Source organism: Bartonella sp. LB28NMGDW (assembly GCF_042194435.1).
Lineage (GTDB): Bacteria > Pseudomonadota > Alphaproteobacteria > Rhizobiales > Rhizobiaceae > Bartonella > Bartonella grahamii.
On the sequence record NZ_JBHIMX010000001.1, the window covers coordinates 290,588 to 310,097 of the forward strand.

Here is a 19,510-nt window from a genome sequence, read left to right on the forward strand (position 1 = left end):
TGCTCGTTTATTTATTTTAAATCAACATGTAGCCAAATAAATCGGATTTTTGCAACAGTCTTAATCGAAAATGATGTAAACGCCCTGTTTGTTCACATTACAGCTTTTACATATATTGTCTTGAGTCTTATAAAAAATTCACTGTTTTAATATTTATCATGATTGCCTATCATCTCAAGCGGATTTTCTCCACATTATATAGAGAGATAATCTTTTAAAGTCTTCAACGCAATCGTTGATAGTATTGGATTATAGAATTATAATAGAAAAGACAATTCTTTTAAAAACTTGAACAAAAAATAAATTTCCACGAATACCTACTAAAACCAAATAGATAAATCTTATCTGTATCAAAAATACCGAAGTGCCATAATAAAGTGTGGTATAATTTCAAATCTTCAGTTAAAGCTCTTTATACAAAATGTATCCCTTCAACTTATCTTCATACGATTAACAACCTTTTGTAATTGATCCTTAAAGTTTCTAAAAATATCCTATTGTAAGGGCCAAACCCACATAAGCATTGGAACAGCAATAATAACGATCAACACCGCCAATGGAGCACCCAAACGTGGATAATCACTAAAACGATATCCTCCTGGTGCCATCACGAGCATATTACTTTGATGTCCAATAGGTGTAAGAAACTCACAGCCTGCACCAATTGCAACAGCCATCAAAAAAGCTTCAGGCTTATAATGAAGGGAATGAGCAAAACTTGACGCAATTGGTGCTACCATCATCACTGTTGCTGCATTATTCAAAAATGGCGTGACCAACATAGCTGTCACCAACATAAGTGCTAAGGCACCAGATGGCGGAAAAAATATTGCCAATTGGCTCAGCCATTGACCAATGAGATCTGTACATCCTGTTTTCTCTAACGCTTCACTCACTGGAATAAGAGCCGCTAATAGTACCAATATTGGGCCATCTAATGCCTGATACAGATCACGCGCAGGCAAAACGCGAAAGATAACCATTGCAGCAGCAGCAGAAAAGAAAGAAAAAGCAACTGGAACAATATGAAAAGCTGTAAAAATAATGGCTATAAATAAAACAGCTAAAGAGATGAAACCATGTCGTAAATTTCCAAACACAATATTTCGTTTTGCTAGGGGCAAGCATTTCAATTCTCTTAATAAATTTGGAATAACTGCATCCTGTCCTTGCAAAACAATCACATCGCCAAGATGAAAAATAATATCATCGAGTCTTCCCCGCACCCTTTCATGTTGACGACTTAACGCAAGCAAATTTACATTATAGCGATCAAATAGAGAAAACTCTTTCGCACTAATACCAATAAGAGGTGAATTATGGGTAATGACTGCTTCAATAATATCAATGTCACTGTCCTTATCACCTGCAGCGATAGTTCGCCCTTTAGAAAACTCTAAACGAGCAGAGTTCATCACGCTATCTAACCCTGTATGCGACCCTTCCAGCAAAATAATATCATTTTCAGACAAAACAAAATCTGGTAATGGCGAAATAGATACTTTGTTTCGGATGATTTGAATCACCATAACGTCACCACTTGATGGCTTAACCAAATCAACAATATTTTTCCCTATAATCGGTGAATTTATTGGAATATGCACTTCTGCAACATAATTACGAATATCAATGGCATCATCAAATGATGCACCTGAACGCACACGCACAGGCAAAAGCCAATAAAAACAGACCAAATATACAACACCAGCCGTCGCAATAACCGCACCAACTGGTGTAAAATCAAACATAGTAAAAGGTGTTCCTGCTAAACGTTCTTGCATCGCTGAAATAACAACATTGGGAGATGTTCCTATCTGTGTCATAAGCCCCCCCAACAAAGAACCAAAGGCCATGGGCATCAAAAAGACAGAAGGAGAAACCTGAGAACGACGTGCAAACTGAAAAGCTATCGGAAGCATAATCGCCAAAGCACCAATGTTTTTAACAAACATTGATAATACGACAACAGAAAGAACTAAAAAAGCTAATTGAAGACGCACAGATTTCACGTCTGGCCATATCCGTTGAATAATAAATTCCATTATACCAGAGCGCGATACGGCCGTACTGACAACAAACACACTCCCCACGATAATAACAATATCATTACTAAAACCGCCAAAAGCTTCCTTCGGACTGACAAGACCAAGAGCACAAGCTATTAATAACGTACAAATAGCAACAAGATCATAACGAAATCGATCCCAAATAAAAACAACCATCATGAGACCAATGATCGAAAAAGCCATTATTTGATTTTCTGTCATAACACTCACCTCTCCCCATTAAATTATAATGTACAAAAACATATCTTTTATGTTTTAAATATTCCTATAAACAGCAGCAAGATAAAAGCAGACATCGGAATATTTTAGGATAATCTTAAAGTGATAAAAAATTATGATGCGCATAAACTTACCTCTCCTTATTATGCGTTCTTTTCTATAAAGTGCTAAACTCAAAGAAAATTGATAAAAGTTGATCAAGCTATATTGCAAAAAAGATGAGAATAACTCTAATATAGAGAGTAGATAATTGTTGAAACTGGTACACGCTATATTTAAACCTTTATCGTTGCTTAAAAGAATTTATCTTCACTCTCAATTCAAAGAGTGATAAAAATGAAAGAAGAAAGAATGGTCAATCTTAATAGTGGGTATCAAAGTAACCTCAGATATTGGCTCACTTGTATTATTGGATTTGTTGCTATCTTGGCAATTATAATTGTTGGTGGATTTTATATCGCAAAACCCTATCTTGACAGTTTTGTAAAACAAGAAATAGCCCGTCGTGGTATAAAAGCCCTAACATCTGAAGTAAGCATTCTAGGTAGAGTCAATTTGAAGAATGTGACATTACCCGTCCCAGCTGGTACATCACTTAGAATTGGTGCCATTTCTGCCCGTCCTCCCCTTTCCTTTATTCCCGGAACTTTTACATTTTATAATGTTGATTTAAAGCATAATAATATTCATGTGCAAATTCCCCAAATTTCTCTTCGGAGTGTATCCTTAAAAGAAAAAGATAGAACGATAACATCACGGCTTTTACAATCAATGATGCGTATTGAGCTTTCCTCAATTATTGCTCCCAATATACAACTTTCTATAGAAAATAAAAATAACCGAATAGAAACGGTTGAAGTCAAGAATTTCCAGCTTTCTGATTTTAAAAATGGCCATATCCGTTCAGTTAGTATTAAAAATATGGATCTTAAAACAGTTGCAGTAAATGGTGCCAAACAGATGCAGCTTATGGCTAAAAGTGATACAATAAAAGCTCATGATATCGACATCAACTATGCCTATTCTATCATTTTTGGAAAAAACAACGCTCTTAACCAAGATAAAGCCGTTACTGGCCCCATTTCTCTGAATAATGTAAGTATCGATGTGTTTGAAGAAGCGGGAAAAAGTAGTTCTTTCTTCCTCGGACAGTTTAAAACATCTGGTTTAAAAATGAAGCCGCTTGAACAAACTCCTGAAAAATTAATCAAAGCTTATCTTAATGCAAGAAAAGAGAATAATAAAATCGCTGAAAAAATAGCACAAAATGGTCTTCTTCTAAACATACTGCTCGCCATTACCTCAGCGGATGCCAAAGTTGATAATGTCACCGTTGATATACCGCAGTTGAAAGCAACACTCGAATCACTCCAATTTAAACCAACCTTGTGGAAACAACCTATCCCCAAAAAGCTTTTTCTTTCTCTCAATAACCTTTCCGTTCTACCTAAAAAAATGAATGAAAAAGACTTAGAGTTCTTCAAAAATCTGAACTTTGAGCGCTTTGACATTTCAGGAAAAATTGATATTTCTTACGATGAAAAAAAACGTATGCTCCTTCTTGATGCAATGTCTTTCAATATGAAAGACGTTGGATCTGGTAACATATCGGCTAAGGTTATTGATGTTGATGAAAAGCTTTTTTCTGGTCAGCAAAATGTAATGATTGCTGCTTCTCAAGACTTTGGCATCAATGAAATTGATGTGCAATATAGAGATGCAGGTTTCATTGATAAGCTTTTTTCTTATCTTGCGCAAAATCTTAATGACAGCCAACATGATCTTAAAAAGGAACTCTATGACGATTTCTATCTAATGATGACGCAGACCCCAAAAATGCTGCTAAAAAATCATGACGAAGCAGAAAAAATTTCAAAATCCTTAGGGGAATTTGCTAAAAATCCACAAACATTGATTGTTAAAATTAAAGCAAAAGATAATAAAGGGCTCACAATGGTTGATCTCGAATCAGCTCTACAAAATGATCTATCCAAGGCTTTAAACAAAGTACATCTCACTATTAAAAATGAAGCATCACCTTAAACATTTTGTGCTTTAAATATGATGATCTTGTCTATAAATTAAGAACTTTATTCCTCTTTTTGCTTTTATATGATACAGAAGGTATCATATAAAGTCATTTACACAGAGAATATAGAATCCTAAAATTGTCGATGCTTGGAGTTGTTCATGTCTGATTTATCTTCAAATCGCCTGCCTAATCGCGCTTCTCGTGTCACCAATCAAGCGCTTTCTGCGATCGAGCGTTTTCTCCATATTGAAGCTCTTAGTGGTATTGTTCTTTTATTAGCTGCTGCTGCTGCACTTATTTTTGCCAATTCTAAATATGCTGCTTTCTATGAATCTTTTTGGCATACACCTCTTGGCTTTAATTTGGGTCATTTCACTCTTTCATGGGATTTACATTTCTGGGTTAATGATGCTCTTATGACTATTTTCTTTCTCGTCGCAGGAATGGAAATTCGACGCGAAATTCATGAAGGTGCTCTTGCCGATTTTAAACAGGCAATCTTACCAATTGTTGCCGCAATAGGAGGCGTTTGTGTTCCCGCAATTATTTACTTTATCTTCAACTTTAACGAGGGGCATATACGCGGTTGGGCTGTGCCAACAGCAACAGATATTGCCTTTGCTCTAGGTATTCTTGCTCTTCTTGGAAAAAAAATTCCTTCTAATCTTCATATTATTCTTCTATCATTAGCGATTATTGATGATATTATCGCTGTTCTTATTATTGCTTTTTTCTACTCAACAAACATTGATCCTAGCGGTTTAATGATTGCAGGAGCAGGTATTACTTTAGTGCTATTTTTTCAGTGGATCGGGCTTGCATCAGCATGGCTTTACATTTTACCTGGTGCAATCATTTGGTGGGGTTTAATGGTAACAGGTGTTCACCCATCACTTGCTGGTGTAATCTTAGGGATGATGACTCCCGTTCTTCCTACCCGTACTCTTGTAGCGCCACTCACCATGCTCAGTAACGCTATGCAAATTCTTCAAGAAAAAAATACAAAAACAGATCTGCATCATATTTCAACCGCATTGAAAAAAATGCGCAAAGGACAACGGGCCATGATTGCTCCAGTAACACGCGTTCAAAAAGCGTTGCATCCATGGGTTGCATACGGTATCATGCCAATCTTTGCCTTCGCAAATGCAGGAGTAAGTTTTGCAAACTTTGATCTTTCTTCTGACAAATCATTCTTGATTGTTTTGGGTGTTGTCATTGGTCTTTTCGTTGGTAAGCCTCTTGGTATTATCACAGCCAGTTATATAGCCGTAAAATCAGGGCTATGCCGCCTACCCCCTCATATGACATGGACAGGCGTTTTACTCATTGGTTTTTTAGCAGGAATTGGCTTTACAATGTCTATCTTTGTTTCAATGCTCGCTTTTAAAGATATTGTTCTGCTTGATGCTGCAAAAATTGGGGTCCTTTGTGGCTCTGGTTTATCTGCTCTTATCGGTCTGGGATATGGATTTATTTATATTAAGCGCAATAAAGGAATTTCCCGTAGCTCCTGACGAGCTAATTGAAAATACATTTTTATGCAAAACTTTTAAAAAGTAATTTTGCTCATTTGTTGGATTCGTACAATATTTAATGTGAAATCCGTTGTCTCACCTCATCTTTACACTTATGAAGGAGAAATTTAACATCATCATACTATTTACTAACCTCTAATGTCGCAATACCTTTGACACTTAAGAAGATTCATAAGAAATATTTTTATTCCTTTCTTCAATAATCTTTTATTCATACACCAACTCCACTCGTGATATACACAGGAATGATTTTAATTGTTTCAATATAAAAGGCTTCGTGGTTTCAGAGAAGCTGCCTTTCGTCGGAAAAATTATTCACTATAAATAAAAATTTAATTGTTATAAATCAATATCTTATGTTAAATTATAAGAAACAGATAAGAATAAACAAAATTCCGTAATCAGTTAAGTAATTCCATGGCTTATTTTTCCCAATAAACCACCCTTCTCGTTACTGATTTTATTGCTGGTATTTTAAACAACTTTAATTTTTATCTTCTTAAAAGGCACATTATTTTTGGTAAAAATATTTCTTTAAAACAAGCGCGTAAATTGGCAATATAATAGCGTTTTTGTTTTACGTGAAAGGCATATACGATTTATTTAACGTAATAAACAAAAACGTGAACCAATATGTAATATCCATTATTTAAAAGATATTTCTGTCAATACCTTTGAAAGTTGTAAAGCAGAATTAAAAGGAAATTGTAAAATGGAAACTGGTTTTCACTTTTATGGCTTTATATTCTCCCCCAATTAGCTTTTATCTCCATTTCAGAGATTCCCCCAACAAGTATACGCAACATCCTTGTTCCTATCTGGCATACAAAAACAGGAGTTGCTCGTAGTCCCCTTATTCGTCTCAATATATATCGTCCAACATGCATCTACGCTGACATTAGATATTGATACAGGTAACAAAAAACAAAAGATTTATTTGGAATAACAACGTCATAAAATCACTACTCGATTGACAATGGAGTGGAAAAATATCCTCGTTTTTTATCATAAACACATCGCTTGTCTCACTCCATGAAAGAATTAAACTTGAAGCATGCTTCCATAGGGAGCACTCTCGTTTACGTAATTAACTCGCGGGAAAAAATTAGTCATTTAGACTATTCTAAAACATACGATCAGGAGAAAAATAGAGCGTATATACCGCTGCTCTCCCCTTTTCCCGCTCTTAGTTGATATTTATTTTCTTTTTGTTTACGGAGTTAGCTCTATATTTCTTGATACCATAAAATACTCTTTACAGATAATTTAAAAAACAATATTTCCGAGACTTTCGAATTATACAACGCTACATTAAATATAATAAGAGTAAAATAATATTTATAAAAATATCTTTATTGGGAATAAACGTATTAATTACTGCACTTTGATAACATATCTTATATTCACTTCAAATGGATATCCCCATTCGAATGCATTATGCTATTAAAAAGTAATTACAAAACAAGAGAATACGTTTCGCATTCATATACTGAATAAAAACAAATTGTGGGAAAAATATTTAACAAAATAAGAATAATAAAAATGGCTATATTTCTTACAAGAAGAGTTTCACTTACAAAAACAACCATTTGAAAAATATGTAAACATGATAAGAAACTAGCACGATATACGGCATAAATGAAAGAATGTATTTCATGCGTAATTGGCAGTATGACAAAGAAAATACTTGTAATAGAGTAGTTAAGAGAAGAAAGTTAACCTAAAGAATATACGGAGGTATCGAAAACTCTAAAAATCTTAATCATAATTCAAAAAAAGACAAATAGACATAAGAAAAAATTTAAGTAATGAAAGCAACACGCTATAACATTATCATTTAATTTTGATCTATCGTTACATGATTTTATGAAAAGTGCTTCTGAAGAGCTCTATAAGCCACAAACGCATAAGATATAGTAATTTTATAACTTATAGCGCAACATAAATATTGTCTATAGAGATATATTTTTTATTGCCTCATAATACAGAAAAAATTAAATTTACAAGATATATATAAAGCCATAAACAACCATTTGAGACAAGCTAAATATCTCTAGAAAATACATCTTCAATTCTATTTTTAGTAATGCCGTCACTAATCCAATAAGCTCAAATTTCTCTAAGATTTATAACATTAAATCTGTATTCACGAGGCTGTCCCTCATGCAACATGCATCCTTTGAATAAACGCAGTGCATTATTCCTTCTTCTATTAAAGCTTATTGTAAAGACTTCTCCATCCCTATCTATAGGCTCTAAAACGTTTATAAACGGCATATTTTATATCCATTCTTAAACAGTTTTATCCAAACATCTTTCTCTTGTAATGTATAAGCAACCATTTTTAAATTCATCATGAACAAGTTTAAAATAAGAGAGTTTTGCTGTATTAAATATTCTATTTAAGTTAAAAATATAAATTATCCTTAACAAAAATTATTAATATATATTAAAGCTTTATGTTATTGAAACTAAAAAATGCTTATCCCTTATCAAGTGCATAAACAGCATGTAATGTTCTAACCGCAAGTTCAGTGTAAGCACTATCAATCAAAATAGAAATTTTAATTTCTGAGGTCGTAATTGCTTGAATGTTAATACCCTTTTCAGCCAAAGCCTTAAATGCTGTAGCGGCAACACCTGCATGGCTACGCATTCCAATACCAATCACAGATACCTTGGCAAGATCACTTTCAAATTGGAGAACATCAAATCCAATTTCTTTGCGATTCTTCTCAAGAAGTGCAACAGCTTTTTCTACATCTGATGATGGTACAGTAAAAGTCATATCCGTTTTTGAGCCATCTTCAGAAATATTTTGCACAATCATATCAACATTAATGCGCTCTTCAGCCAAGGGACCAAAAATTGCTGCCGAAATCCCTGGACGATCGGCAAGCCGACGAAGGGAAATTTGCGCTTCATCCTTAGCAAAAGCAATACCAGTAACATTTTGTTGTTCCACGATTTCATCCTCATCGCAAATAAGTGTTCCAGAAGAACTCTTTGGATCCTCCATGCCTAACGCATCAGGATCCTCAAAACTTGAACGCACAAAGGTACGAACCTTATGAACCATTGCCAATTCAACAGAACGAACCTGTAAAACCTTTGCACCAAGAGAAGCCATTTCCAGCATTTCTTCAAAAGCTACTTTCGGTAAACGACGCGCTTTCGGTTCTATACGTGGATCCGTTGTATAAACACCATCTACATCCGTATAAATATCACAGCGATCAGCTTGTACAGCCGCGGCTATAGCAACAGCACTTGTATCTGATCCCCCACGCCCTAAGGTAGAAATCCGGTTATCTGGAGCTAACCCTTGAAAACCAGCAATAACAGCAACCTGACCTTCCTGAAAACACTCGATTAAAAAAGATCCATCAATATCAGTAATACGTGCACGTCCATGCGCATTGTCTGTATGAATGGGAATTTGCCAACCAAGCCATGAACGTGCATTCACACCCATTTCTTGAAGTGTCAAAGCCAACAAACCTGAAGTAACCTGTTCACCAGAAGCAACCACAACATCATATTCACGAGCATCTCTATGCTTGGAGGAAGCATCACACGTCCACTGAACAAGCTCATTGGTTTTACCAGCCATCGCAGATACGACAACTGCAACCTCATTGCCTGCATCAATCTCTCTTTTGACATGCCGTGCAACATTATGAATACATTCAATATTTGCTACAGATGTTCCACCGAATTTCATGACAATGCGCGCCATTAATAACACTCTTACCTTTACATCTCTTATCTCAAACGGTAATGAGAATTAGATGCTGTATCAACTAACCATTTTCTCGACATAGCGAATATCTATCATTTGTGCAAGTTTCATTATGATTATATTAATTTCTCTTGACTTTGTATAAAATCTACTGGACTTGATCATTAAAAATAAAAGGCAGGCAACATGATAGATGAAACACAAACAACTATTGATCAAAGTGAAATTGATCATTTTTCACGTATTGCTACAGAATGGTGGAATCCACAAGGAAAATTTCGACCTCTTCACCAATTTAACCCAACGCGCCTTGCTTACATCAGAGAAAAAATTTGTTTAGAGTTTAATCGTGACCCTTGTTCATTTACGCCCTTTGACAATTTGAAAATTCTTGATATTGGCTGTGGAGGAGGCTTGTTATCTGAACCAATGGCACGTCTTGGCGCTATGGTCGTAGGCGTTGATGCTGCACAAACAAATATTGAAGTCGCAAAAACCCATGCAGCTCAAAATGATCTTTCCATTGATTACCGCACGATGACAGCAGAAGCTCTTGCCAATGAAGGAGAAAAGTTTGATATTATCCTTAATATGGAAGTTGTTGAACATGTCGCTGATGTTAATCTCTTCATAGCAGCTACAGCAAAAATGTTGAAACCACAAGGGTTAATGTTTGTCTCAACACTCAACCGCACGTGGAAATCATGGGGGCTTGCTATTGTAGGTGCTGAATATATTCTACGTTGGCTTCCTAAAGGAACACATGATTATAAAAAATTCCTAAAACCTCTAGAACTTAAAAATTTCTTATCAAAAAACGCTCTGACTGTCATTGATGAGATAGGTATTACTTATAACCCATTAAATGACAGCTGGAATCGCTCAAAAGACATGAGCGTTAACTATCTCCTTCTCGCAAAACGGTCTTAAGGATATGTAATTTACAAATATTATACGCCTTGTAATAAAGAATTGAGCTTTCCCTCAGCCTCTAAAGCATAAAGATCATCACAACCGCCAACGTGATAATCACCTATAAAAATTTGTGGAAATGTATTACGTCCATTTGCACGCTGTACCATTTCTTGGCGAAGGGATGTGGAAGCATCAATATCTGTATACTTTACGCCTTTTTTATTAAGCAAATCACGTGCTTTTGTGCAATAAGGGCAGTTAGGGCGTGTATAAATTATTATCTCTTTCATAGTATTATCCTCCAATATTTTTTAATAATATTCACTTTAAATTCCTCTTACGAGGAGGGAAAAATAGAATCTTCTTTGAGAACACGCGAAAATGTTAGCACATCAACCTGCCGTGCACCTGCATATTTTAATGCAGCAGCTGCTGCTGTAACTGTTGCACCCGTTGTAAATACATCATCAATCAGCAAAACAGAACATCCTTTGAGATATTTTTTAACCTTATGCGAAACCTTAAAAGCATTTTTTACGTTAAGTTTTCTCTCTCTTGAAGAAAGACTAACCTGCGGACGGGTATGCCGGCAACGAACAAGCCAACTCGGTTTTAAAAGCTTTTTTTGTGATGCCGCAATATAACGTGCAAGCTCAGCAGATTGATTATAACGCCTCTCCCAAAAACGACGAAAATGCAATGGAATGGGAATAATAACATCACAATCATCAATAACCTCGCGTCCAGCAAACATCATCCAATTGGCCATAAATGATGCCAATTCTATATGATCACCATATTTTAAGCGCGTTACTAAAGTTCGTGCAAGCCCTTTATGAACAATGACTGAGCGAACACGTGAAAAAGGATGAGTATTACGGAGTGCTTCACCACTAAGAAAACCATCCCCCATATCACAAACAAAGGGAGTCCCCATAACAGGACAATAAGGTTTCGTGATAAATTGAAGGTCTTTCCAACATTCGGAGCAAATCGTGCCATAAGTAGAAACATTTTGCTTACATCCAGGACAAATTGGTGGATAAAGCACAGTTTTCAAGCGTTCAATGAACTTACTTAGTATATCCCCACTACTTAACGCCGCTTCTCGAAAATACAACATTATAAATTTAGGCTTTTACAAGTTTCCCTCAGAACAAAAGTTCCTTTGTATTTCCTCAATTTATAATTTTAATTCCTTTAAAAACTCTTACCTTCTATAAATTTATTTTTCTTTTATATTATAAACTTGACAGAGCTTGCACAAATAATGAACCTTTTCAAAATATATTCTTCCATAGATCGAAAGTGTTCCACAATATGTCGCATCCTTTAATTTTTGATCATAACCGCATTGAACAATTCCGAAAACGTGCCTTTCAAAAAGCAAAAAAAGGATACGACTTTTTACTCTCTCACATGGCAGAAGATCTCTATAAACGTCTTAGCACTGTTGATCGCCTCTTTACATTAGCTCTCGATTTACACAGCCATACAGACCTTGCTGCGCAAGCTTTAATGAAATCTGGAAAAGTTTGTTCTATAGAACGTATTGAGACCGATACGCTTTACCAAAGCCATGATAAAAAATTTCATTTACGTCATCGAGAATTTCTTGATTTACCTCAAAGTTACTGTGACCTTATTATTTCACTTCTTTCATTACAATTGACCAATGATACCCCTGGTGTTCTAAGCCAGATAAAAAATACCCTTAAACCAGATGGCTTATTTCTTGCTGTTATGGCAGGAGCTGGTACATTAAGAGAATTGCGGGAAAGCCTGCTGCAAGCTGAAAGTGAAATTTATGGTGGAGCAAGCCCTAGAATCTATCCTTTTGCCGACATTCGTGATGCAGGCGCTCTTTTACAGCGTGTGGGCTTTGCTCTGCCTGTAGCAGACGTTGAAGATATCACAATACGTTATAATACAATGTTTGACCTTATGCACGATCTTAAAGCTATGGGAATGCAAAATGCACTCATCAATCGTTCACGACGCCCTGTATCTAAACGTTTTTTTCTCCGCGCAGCTGAAATCTATGCACAACGATTTAGTGATCCTGATGGACGTATTCGTGCACATTTTTCTTTCATCTGGCTCTCTGGTTGGGCTCCTCATCCCCATCAACAAAAACCCCTACAACCTGGTTCAGCGCAAATATCTCTTACAGATGTTTTACAGCCCAAAAAAATATAATCTAAAATTATTTTTTAAAAATACTTTTATCTGTTGTCCGTAATATTTGACTGGTAACCGTTCCAGCTATCATTGAATCGCTCACGTTTAGAGCAGTACGTCCCATATCAATTAGCGGTTCGATAGAGATAAGTACAGCAACCAAAGTAACAGGAAGCCCCATAATTGGTAACACAATCAATGCAGCGAAAATAGCGCCTCCCCCCACACCAGCAACACCAATAGAACTCAACGTCACGACCCCAATAAGCGTAGCAATCCAAGTAGGATCAAGAGGATTAATACCCATAGACGGTGCAATCATGGTCGCAAGCATCGCTGGATAAAGACCAGCACAACCATTTTGTCCAATTGTTGCCCCAAAAGAAGCTGCAAAACTCGCAATGGGTTGTGGTACACCTATCCACTGTGTTTGCGCTTCAATATTTAAAGGAATACTTGCAGCACTTGAACGACTGCTAAAAGCAAATGTTAAAACCGGTAAAACCTTTTTGAAAAAACGAAAGGGATTAACCCCAGAAATACCAAGCAATACACCATGAATTCCAAAAATTAAAATAATACCGACATAAGATGCAATGATAAAAACCAGTAAATTTAAAATATCTGCAATACGCGATGTTCCTCCTACTTTCGTCATAAGTGCAAAAATACCATAAGGCGTCAAAGCAATCACAATACGGACTAACCGCATAATCCAAGCTTGTCCCACTTGAATAAATAAAAGCGCTTTTTCTCCTTTTTCTGGCTCATCTTTCTTTAAAAGAAGAACCGCTGCACCTAAAAATGAGGCAAAAATAACAACACTGATAATTGACGTACGTTTGGCTCCACTCAACTCAGCAAATGGATTTTTAGGAATCATAGACAAAATCATCTTTGGTATATTCATATCTCCAAGTTTAGAAATATGACCTTCAAGAAGAGCAGAAACATTTTGCCCTTCATGCACCAAACCATCAGTTGTTAATCCAAAAAAATTAACCACAAGCACACCAACCAATGCTGAAAGAGCCGTTGTAAAAAGCAATATTGAAATTGTTATTATACTCATCTTTCCAACAGCATAAACAGAATGTAAATGAGCAACTGCTGAAACGATAGAGATAAAAACCAGTGGCATAACAATCATTTGCAACAATAAGATATAGCCCTCACCAACAATGTTAAACCATTCAACGGATTTCAATAAAGTGCTTTCACCCTCTCCATAAACAAACTGCAAAACACTTCCAAAAATCAAGCCAAGGATAAGCCCTAGCATAACACGTAGTGAAAGACTCCATTGCATTCTCTTACTTTGAGAAACCAACAATAAAAAAATAACAAATAGAAATAAATTGACGAAAAAATTAAATGTCATTGTCTATGCTCACTTACTATTGTTATGATTGACGTCAATAATCTGCATAATTCAAAATCAATGCATGATATTTAAAATTAACATAAAGCTTACCAGGATTTTACAAAATCATTATTTTTTTAATTTATCGATTAAAAGAGAACTTTTTATCTACTAATAACTGTTTAAATAAAATAAATAAAATTATTTTCCTATTCTTTAAATTTACGCTCTCATAAAATAGTTAAAAAAGAGAAATATAAACAACATTCATTGCGTCTTAATACTGAATAATTCCAGCATATCTTATCCTATCAATATCCTTACCTCTCTCTTTTTCTATTTGAACTGAAGCGAGCTTTCCAAGAAAGGATGAATTAACAATCGAACATTCATGACTTTTCTAGAAAATACACCAACAAGCTACTTTTGCTAATTTTATGGACTGTACTCTCAACAGCTTTGACCAGCATTTCAAATATAATTATTTTATTGAAAAGACCTTTCATACATTCTTTCTTTGCTCTCAATGAAAGCTTTTTTATTTTTCGAAATTCTTTTTATAGTCATAAAAAAGACTTTGAACGCCACAATACCTATTGAATGACAAAATATTGATTTATAAAAATAATTTACTGTTTTGCATATTAAATGAGAGTCCCGAATAACGTAAGATTCTCTTATTTCAAACCTGTTTATCTTGAATCAATCAAAATCACTTGCTTGCACGTCACAAGCAGGGCTGGCGTGTAAATAAAAAATGTATAAGAAAGGAGTAGAAATACTTCTTATGAAACGTCTTAATTCAAGAGCTATCACAACATTGGAGGGCGGAGCTTGGGCAGAAAATATAAATAATATGATTGCTTTTTATAATAGTGCAGTAAAATGTTTTAATGATACCTATCTATATGCTGATCGAACAACACGTGCACGTACCGTAGATAATTTTATCACTTTAGATGTAAAAAAGATAAGTTGTAGTTATAATGTTAAGCAAGAACTAATCAGAGGAAGGGTTTTTGAATTTGAAGAGATATGTCTCACGCAAAGTTCGTATCGTCCTTTTACACGACTATGACTTTATTATAATCGTATCTTAAATGACGGAGTTGATCAGATACCACATGTATTCCCTATGGGGCAAGCAGTAGAAAATAGAGTCATAGAAATTACAAGCATAGGAGCACGAAGCTGTTTTTCTGTGTTGATAGCTAAGAATTTACCTAATCTAGATGCAATAGATACAGGCCAATGCTTTCCACAGTATCTTTATAAAAATGTTGAATCTTCTATAACTGATCATGATGAGAAACAATCCCATTTGTTTACAAATTCAATAAAGGAAAGAAAAACATCTGGTTTACAGAGGCGTGATGCCATCACTGATAAAGGATTAACGCATTTTAAGCTGCTTATCCTAGTGAGACCATAACTAAAGATGATCTATTCTATTAAACTTACGGATTATTGCATTCAAAAGATTACCGTACTCGCTATGCTCATAATTTATGCAAAGAATTGCCTCGTATCCCCTGTGTAAAAAGCGCTGAAGATTTCAGGATATTGTGGACAACAGAGTGTGAGTTTGATCACTTGCACATAAATTATGAAAGTGTGGAGCCTTATCTTGTGACCTTTAAAAAGGATAAATCTACTGTTATTTACAACAGCAATATCATCATGAAAAACATCCCTCTTGAAGCTTATGAGTATATCGTTAATGGCAACCCCACTCTTGAATGGGTTATGGAGCGTCAATGTGTAAAGATAGATAAAAAGAGTGGCATCGTTAATGATGCCAATCGCTATGCTATTGGAACCATTAGTAACCCTGCTTATCCATTAGAGTTGTTTCAAAGGATCATACTATAAGTTTAGAAACAATGAAAATTGTTAAAAAACTACCAAAATTAGAAGTGTGAGAAACCGAATAGACTTATGAGGTTAACACACCTCATAAAGATCTCTTGTGTATTGCTTTAAAAAGGCAGTCTATAACTTTAACCATCTTATTAAGTTTATTACCTACAATCTTAAAAGGATAGTTTATATGTGTTATTCTAAAGACAAGGCTTTGCACTTTTAGACACTGTTATTTGGATTGCTTTTAAAAGATTATATCATAATCTAAAATGATAGCTTTATTGTTTTCAAAAGCTCTGTTGAAAAAGAGCTATATGTATTCATTTTACTTATAGATTTTGAAGGTGTCTAAAATCCTCAAAATCTTCAAGAACCTCAAAACTAATAACCATAATGGTCTTAATAGCATTTTTTATGACTAAAACCTATCTTTTGAAATGGCTTTAAAGGATCACATGCTTATCATAAGATATATTTAATCACTCACTAAAATGATCTATTTTGTCGGTTCAATTTACTGACAGAAAAACGACAAAAGTCTATTAAAAGGGAGTTTTCTGACCTCTATAATTATCAGTCTCTCTTTAGATGTCTTTATAACAGGCAATAAAGCGCATTATCATCTTTATTATTTATGTTATGAAAATGAAAAATGATGCCACGACTATAAAAAATATAATAGCTATAGAGCATACGTGAAAAAACAGGTTTTCATAATCACAATGCAAATGAACGCGTTGGTTACAAAGAGCGCAGTGCCTATTAAAGTTGTTCAAATTAGAAACCCTTATCAACAAAATCCACAAAAATCATTAAAAACATTTAGTAAAAAACTGATACGTTATAAAGCTAAAAATACACATGATGATAGCGTTTACAAATATTATTAATGTTGTATATAAGAAAATAACGCATTCATTTAATGAATACCATAATATAGATTTAAAATATACAATAAAAAATAATAAATTAATAATTATATAAATAATATTTAATACACAATATATTTAAAATATAAAAATTTTATTGATAATAAATATGTATTGCATCATATAAATAATATATATATTAGCGGATATGTTACGAAAAAGCATTTTCCATACCTTTAAAATACTGACTGTCTTTTATGTTTTTGTTAGTATATGAGTACTTTGTCGGGTGTAGCTATGCCATACAATACCCTTTTATGGGAAATGCAACGCCACTCGTAATCTACATATCATTCAATATAATTTGAAACACAATACCAACAAAAATATCACATATACCATTGATATAACCAAATTAAATGATATCAACCGTCGTAATAGCCCCGTATTCAATACCGACCTATTTATCGAAGATAAGGAGTTAAATCACTCATGAAACGTACCGTAACATTTATTGTTTTATCTGCTCTATTGATCGTTTTGTTTGCTGTATTAATATCACTTGGATATACTAAAGTGAATGATCCCCTGTAATTTTCCTATCTGTTTTAAAAATACATCTATTGCCTTCATGATGACTGTATAACTATATCGTATAATGGTACAAAAGGTATAAGAAGCCTCAGGAGATCTGGCTACTAAAAAACGGAAGAAGAAAAATTTAAACGCACTAGATATGTTTAGCTAACAAAAAAGTTTTCGTTGCCCGTCTCTGCAAAAACTGAAATTTTTTATTTTTATTCCATACTTTACTCTTGTAACAAAAGAATAACACATATTGCTATAATATAATCAAATACATGGAGTGAGAATAATAAGACATAAAGAAATATTCATATTAGCAACATAATTTCAAGAAATTATCCATTAAAAATGATTTTTGGTATATTTCCTCCTTTAAACGCAAATTATATTTTTTTATCCCTTTTAAAAGTGAAAAATATTATTTTCAAACCTATTCATAAGTGGGATGAGCCACGTGAATAAAAATGTTTTATAATAAGCTTAAGTATATCTTTTATGAGCTATCTTTAGCACAAAGGTACAGCATTAAGATTACGGAAATATCGTGATATAATTGAGTATAAAAATCACACTGCCTAAGAGATTTTTGTATTGTACCCTTTATGAGAAATGTTAAAAGCAAGGCAGGATAAGCTCTCTAGAGCAAATGAGTGAATGAGCCACCACGATGATATGCATTTTTAAAAAAGTAGGAAGTCTCTTTTCTTCAAATTTAATAGGCACATTCTAAAAATAACGGTTCTACAGATTCATTCCAAATAGAATAGTAATGAGACAAAAATTTTTCAGCATCTGTTTGTCCCATTGCAACAACCTCTTCTAAAGGATTAAGAAAACTTGTTTCATCAAAACCATTGGTATCATACTGTTTGCGATTTTTTAAGCCTTTGCGGGCAATAGCAAGAGCTTGTCGTGCTAACTCTAAAAGAATAGTTTGACGAAAAGGAGTTCTTAACCCTTCTTTAGGAACGCGTTGGCGCACATCTAAAACTTCTTCAAAACACCAATCTTTTGTCAAAGCTTCTGCCTCATTAAGTGCTTCCCTATCATAAAGAAGCCCGACCCAAAAAGCCGACAACGCACAAATGCGCTTCCAAGAACCGCAATCAGCTCCTCTCATTTCTAAAAATCTTTTTAAGCGGACTTCAGGAAATAACGTCGATAAGTGATTAATCCAATCTCCCATGTTTGGAATTGAATTTGCAACGTGTCCTTTTAATGCTCCATTCATAAACTGACGAAACGTTATATGTGTACAATCATAATAACGACCATCACGCACAACAAAATACATTGGAACATCAAGAGCCCATTCAACATAATCAGCAAAACCAAAACGCTCAGAAAATATAAAGGGAAGAACGCCTGTCCTCTGATTATCCGTATTACGCCAAATTTCAGAACGCCACGACAAAAAGCCATTTGGGCGTCCTTCTGTAAAAGGTGAACTTGCAAATAATGCTGTTGCAATGGACTGTAACTTCATGGATACTTGCATTTTTCGCCGCATATCACTTTCAGATGAAAAATCAAGATTAACCTGAACTGTTGATGTGCGATACATCATATTAAGACCATTATATCCCACTTTAGGCATATAATCAGTCATAATCTGGTAACGTGATTTAGGCATTCGTGGCGTTTCAGCTAAAGTCCACTTTGGACTAGCTCCAAGACCTAGAAAACCTATACCCAATGGTTCTGCAATTTTTTTGAGAAGAGTTAAATGCTCCATCAACTCGTGATATGTATGTCCTACTGATTTTAATGGTGCACCAGATAATTCAAATTGTCCTCCAGGTTCCAAAGAAATGGCTCCCTGATTAACTGATCCTACGAGCCCAATAATATTCTCGTCATCTAAAATAGGTTTCCATCCTAAGGCACTTTGCATCCTCTCTAAAAGCGCTCGGATTCCCCTCTCTCCTTCATATGGAACAGGGTGAAAACCATCTTTATAAAACGGAAATTTTTCATGTTCTGTACCAATACGCCAATCATCTTCTGCTTTATACCCCCCTTGGAAATAACTAACCAAGGAATCTAAGTTATAAATTTCACTTTCATCAGTTATATCAAGCGCCATAACTTATCGTATCCTATCATTGGTATCATCATCTTAAATGAATTGTTTAGA

10 protein-coding genes and 1 pseudogene are annotated in these 19,510 nt (G+C 34.6%); 5 read left to right on the forward strand and 6 right to left on the reverse strand.

Annotated elements, in window-relative coordinates; genetic code table 11:
- Positions 1-494 precede the first annotated feature (494 nt).
- Positions 495-2,267 carry an SLC13 family permease gene (locus tag ACFIKG_RS01195; protein WP_375625671.1) on the reverse strand — a complete coding sequence of 591 codons (1,773 nt, stop codon included), beginning with the start codon at positions 2,265-2,267 and terminating at the stop codon, positions 495-497.
- A gap of 354 nt (positions 2,268-2,621) precedes the next feature.
- Between ACFIKG_RS01195 and ACFIKG_RS01200 the strand changes: the two genes are divergently transcribed.
- Positions 2,622-4,328, forward strand: coding sequence for a hypothetical protein (locus tag ACFIKG_RS01200; protein ID WP_375625669.1), 1,707 nt, complete (start codon positions 2,622-2,624; stop codon positions 4,326-4,328).
- A 147-nt stretch (positions 4,329-4,475) separates the two neighbouring features.
- Positions 4,476-5,834, forward strand: a complete 1,359-nt coding sequence (gene nhaA, locus ACFIKG_RS01205) for a Na+/H+ antiporter NhaA (protein ID WP_375625667.1) — start codon at positions 4,476-4,478, stop codon at positions 5,832-5,834.
- 2,503 nt (positions 5,835-8,337) lie between these two features.
- On the opposite strand, the gene ACFIKG_RS01210 is transcribed toward nhaA, so the two are convergent.
- Entirely contained in the window at positions 8,338-9,594 is a 1,257-nt protein-coding gene (locus tag ACFIKG_RS01210) for an aspartate kinase (RefSeq protein WP_375625153.1), read from the reverse strand.
- Between the two features lie 189 nt (positions 9,595-9,783).
- Between ACFIKG_RS01210 and ubiG the strand changes: the two genes are divergently transcribed.
- Positions 9,784-10,527: a bifunctional 2-polyprenyl-6-hydroxyphenol methylase/3-demethylubiquinol 3-O-methyltransferase UbiG gene (gene ubiG, locus ACFIKG_RS01215; RefSeq protein WP_375625154.1), complete on the forward strand. Its 744-nt coding sequence runs from the start codon at positions 9,784-9,786 to the stop codon at positions 10,525-10,527.
- A 20-nt stretch (positions 10,528-10,547) separates the two neighbouring features.
- Here ubiG and grxC read toward each other — a convergent pair whose 3' ends face one another.
- Entirely contained in the window at positions 10,548-10,802 is a 255-nt protein-coding gene (gene grxC, locus ACFIKG_RS01220) for a glutaredoxin 3 (RefSeq protein WP_273787883.1), read from the reverse strand.
- Between the two features lie 47 nt (positions 10,803-10,849).
- On the reverse strand, positions 10,850-11,635 hold the full coding sequence (locus ACFIKG_RS01225) for a ComF family protein (protein WP_375625155.1): 786 nt from the start codon (positions 11,633-11,635) through the stop codon (positions 10,850-10,852).
- Positions 11,636-11,832: 197 nt separating this feature from the next.
- On the opposite strand from ACFIKG_RS01225, the gene ACFIKG_RS01230 reads away from it, so the two are divergent.
- Entirely contained in the window at positions 11,833-12,711 is an 879-nt protein-coding gene (locus ACFIKG_RS01230; RefSeq protein WP_375625658.1) for a methyltransferase, read from the forward strand.
- A 7-nt stretch (positions 12,712-12,718) separates the two neighbouring features.
- Here ACFIKG_RS01230 and ACFIKG_RS01235 read toward each other — a convergent pair whose 3' ends face one another.
- Positions 12,719-14,074 carry an L-cystine transporter gene (locus ACFIKG_RS01235; protein ID WP_375625656.1) on the reverse strand — a complete coding sequence of 452 codons (1,356 nt, stop codon included), beginning with the start codon at positions 14,072-14,074 and terminating at the stop codon, positions 12,719-12,721.
- Between the two features lie 820 nt (positions 14,075-14,894).
- Here ACFIKG_RS01235 and ACFIKG_RS01240 point away from each other — a divergent pair.
- Positions 14,895-15,978, forward strand: a pseudogene (locus ACFIKG_RS01240) (type ISP restriction/modification enzyme); the annotation flags it as partial.
- A gap of 2,107 nt (positions 15,979-18,085) precedes the next feature.
- Here the strand turns inward: ACFIKG_RS01240 and ACFIKG_RS01245 are convergent.
- Positions 18,086-19,459: a glutamate--cysteine ligase gene (locus ACFIKG_RS01245; RefSeq protein ID WP_375651590.1), complete on the reverse strand. Its 1,374-nt coding sequence runs from the start codon at positions 19,457-19,459 to the stop codon at positions 18,086-18,088.
- Positions 19,460-19,510: the final 51 nt, after the last annotated feature.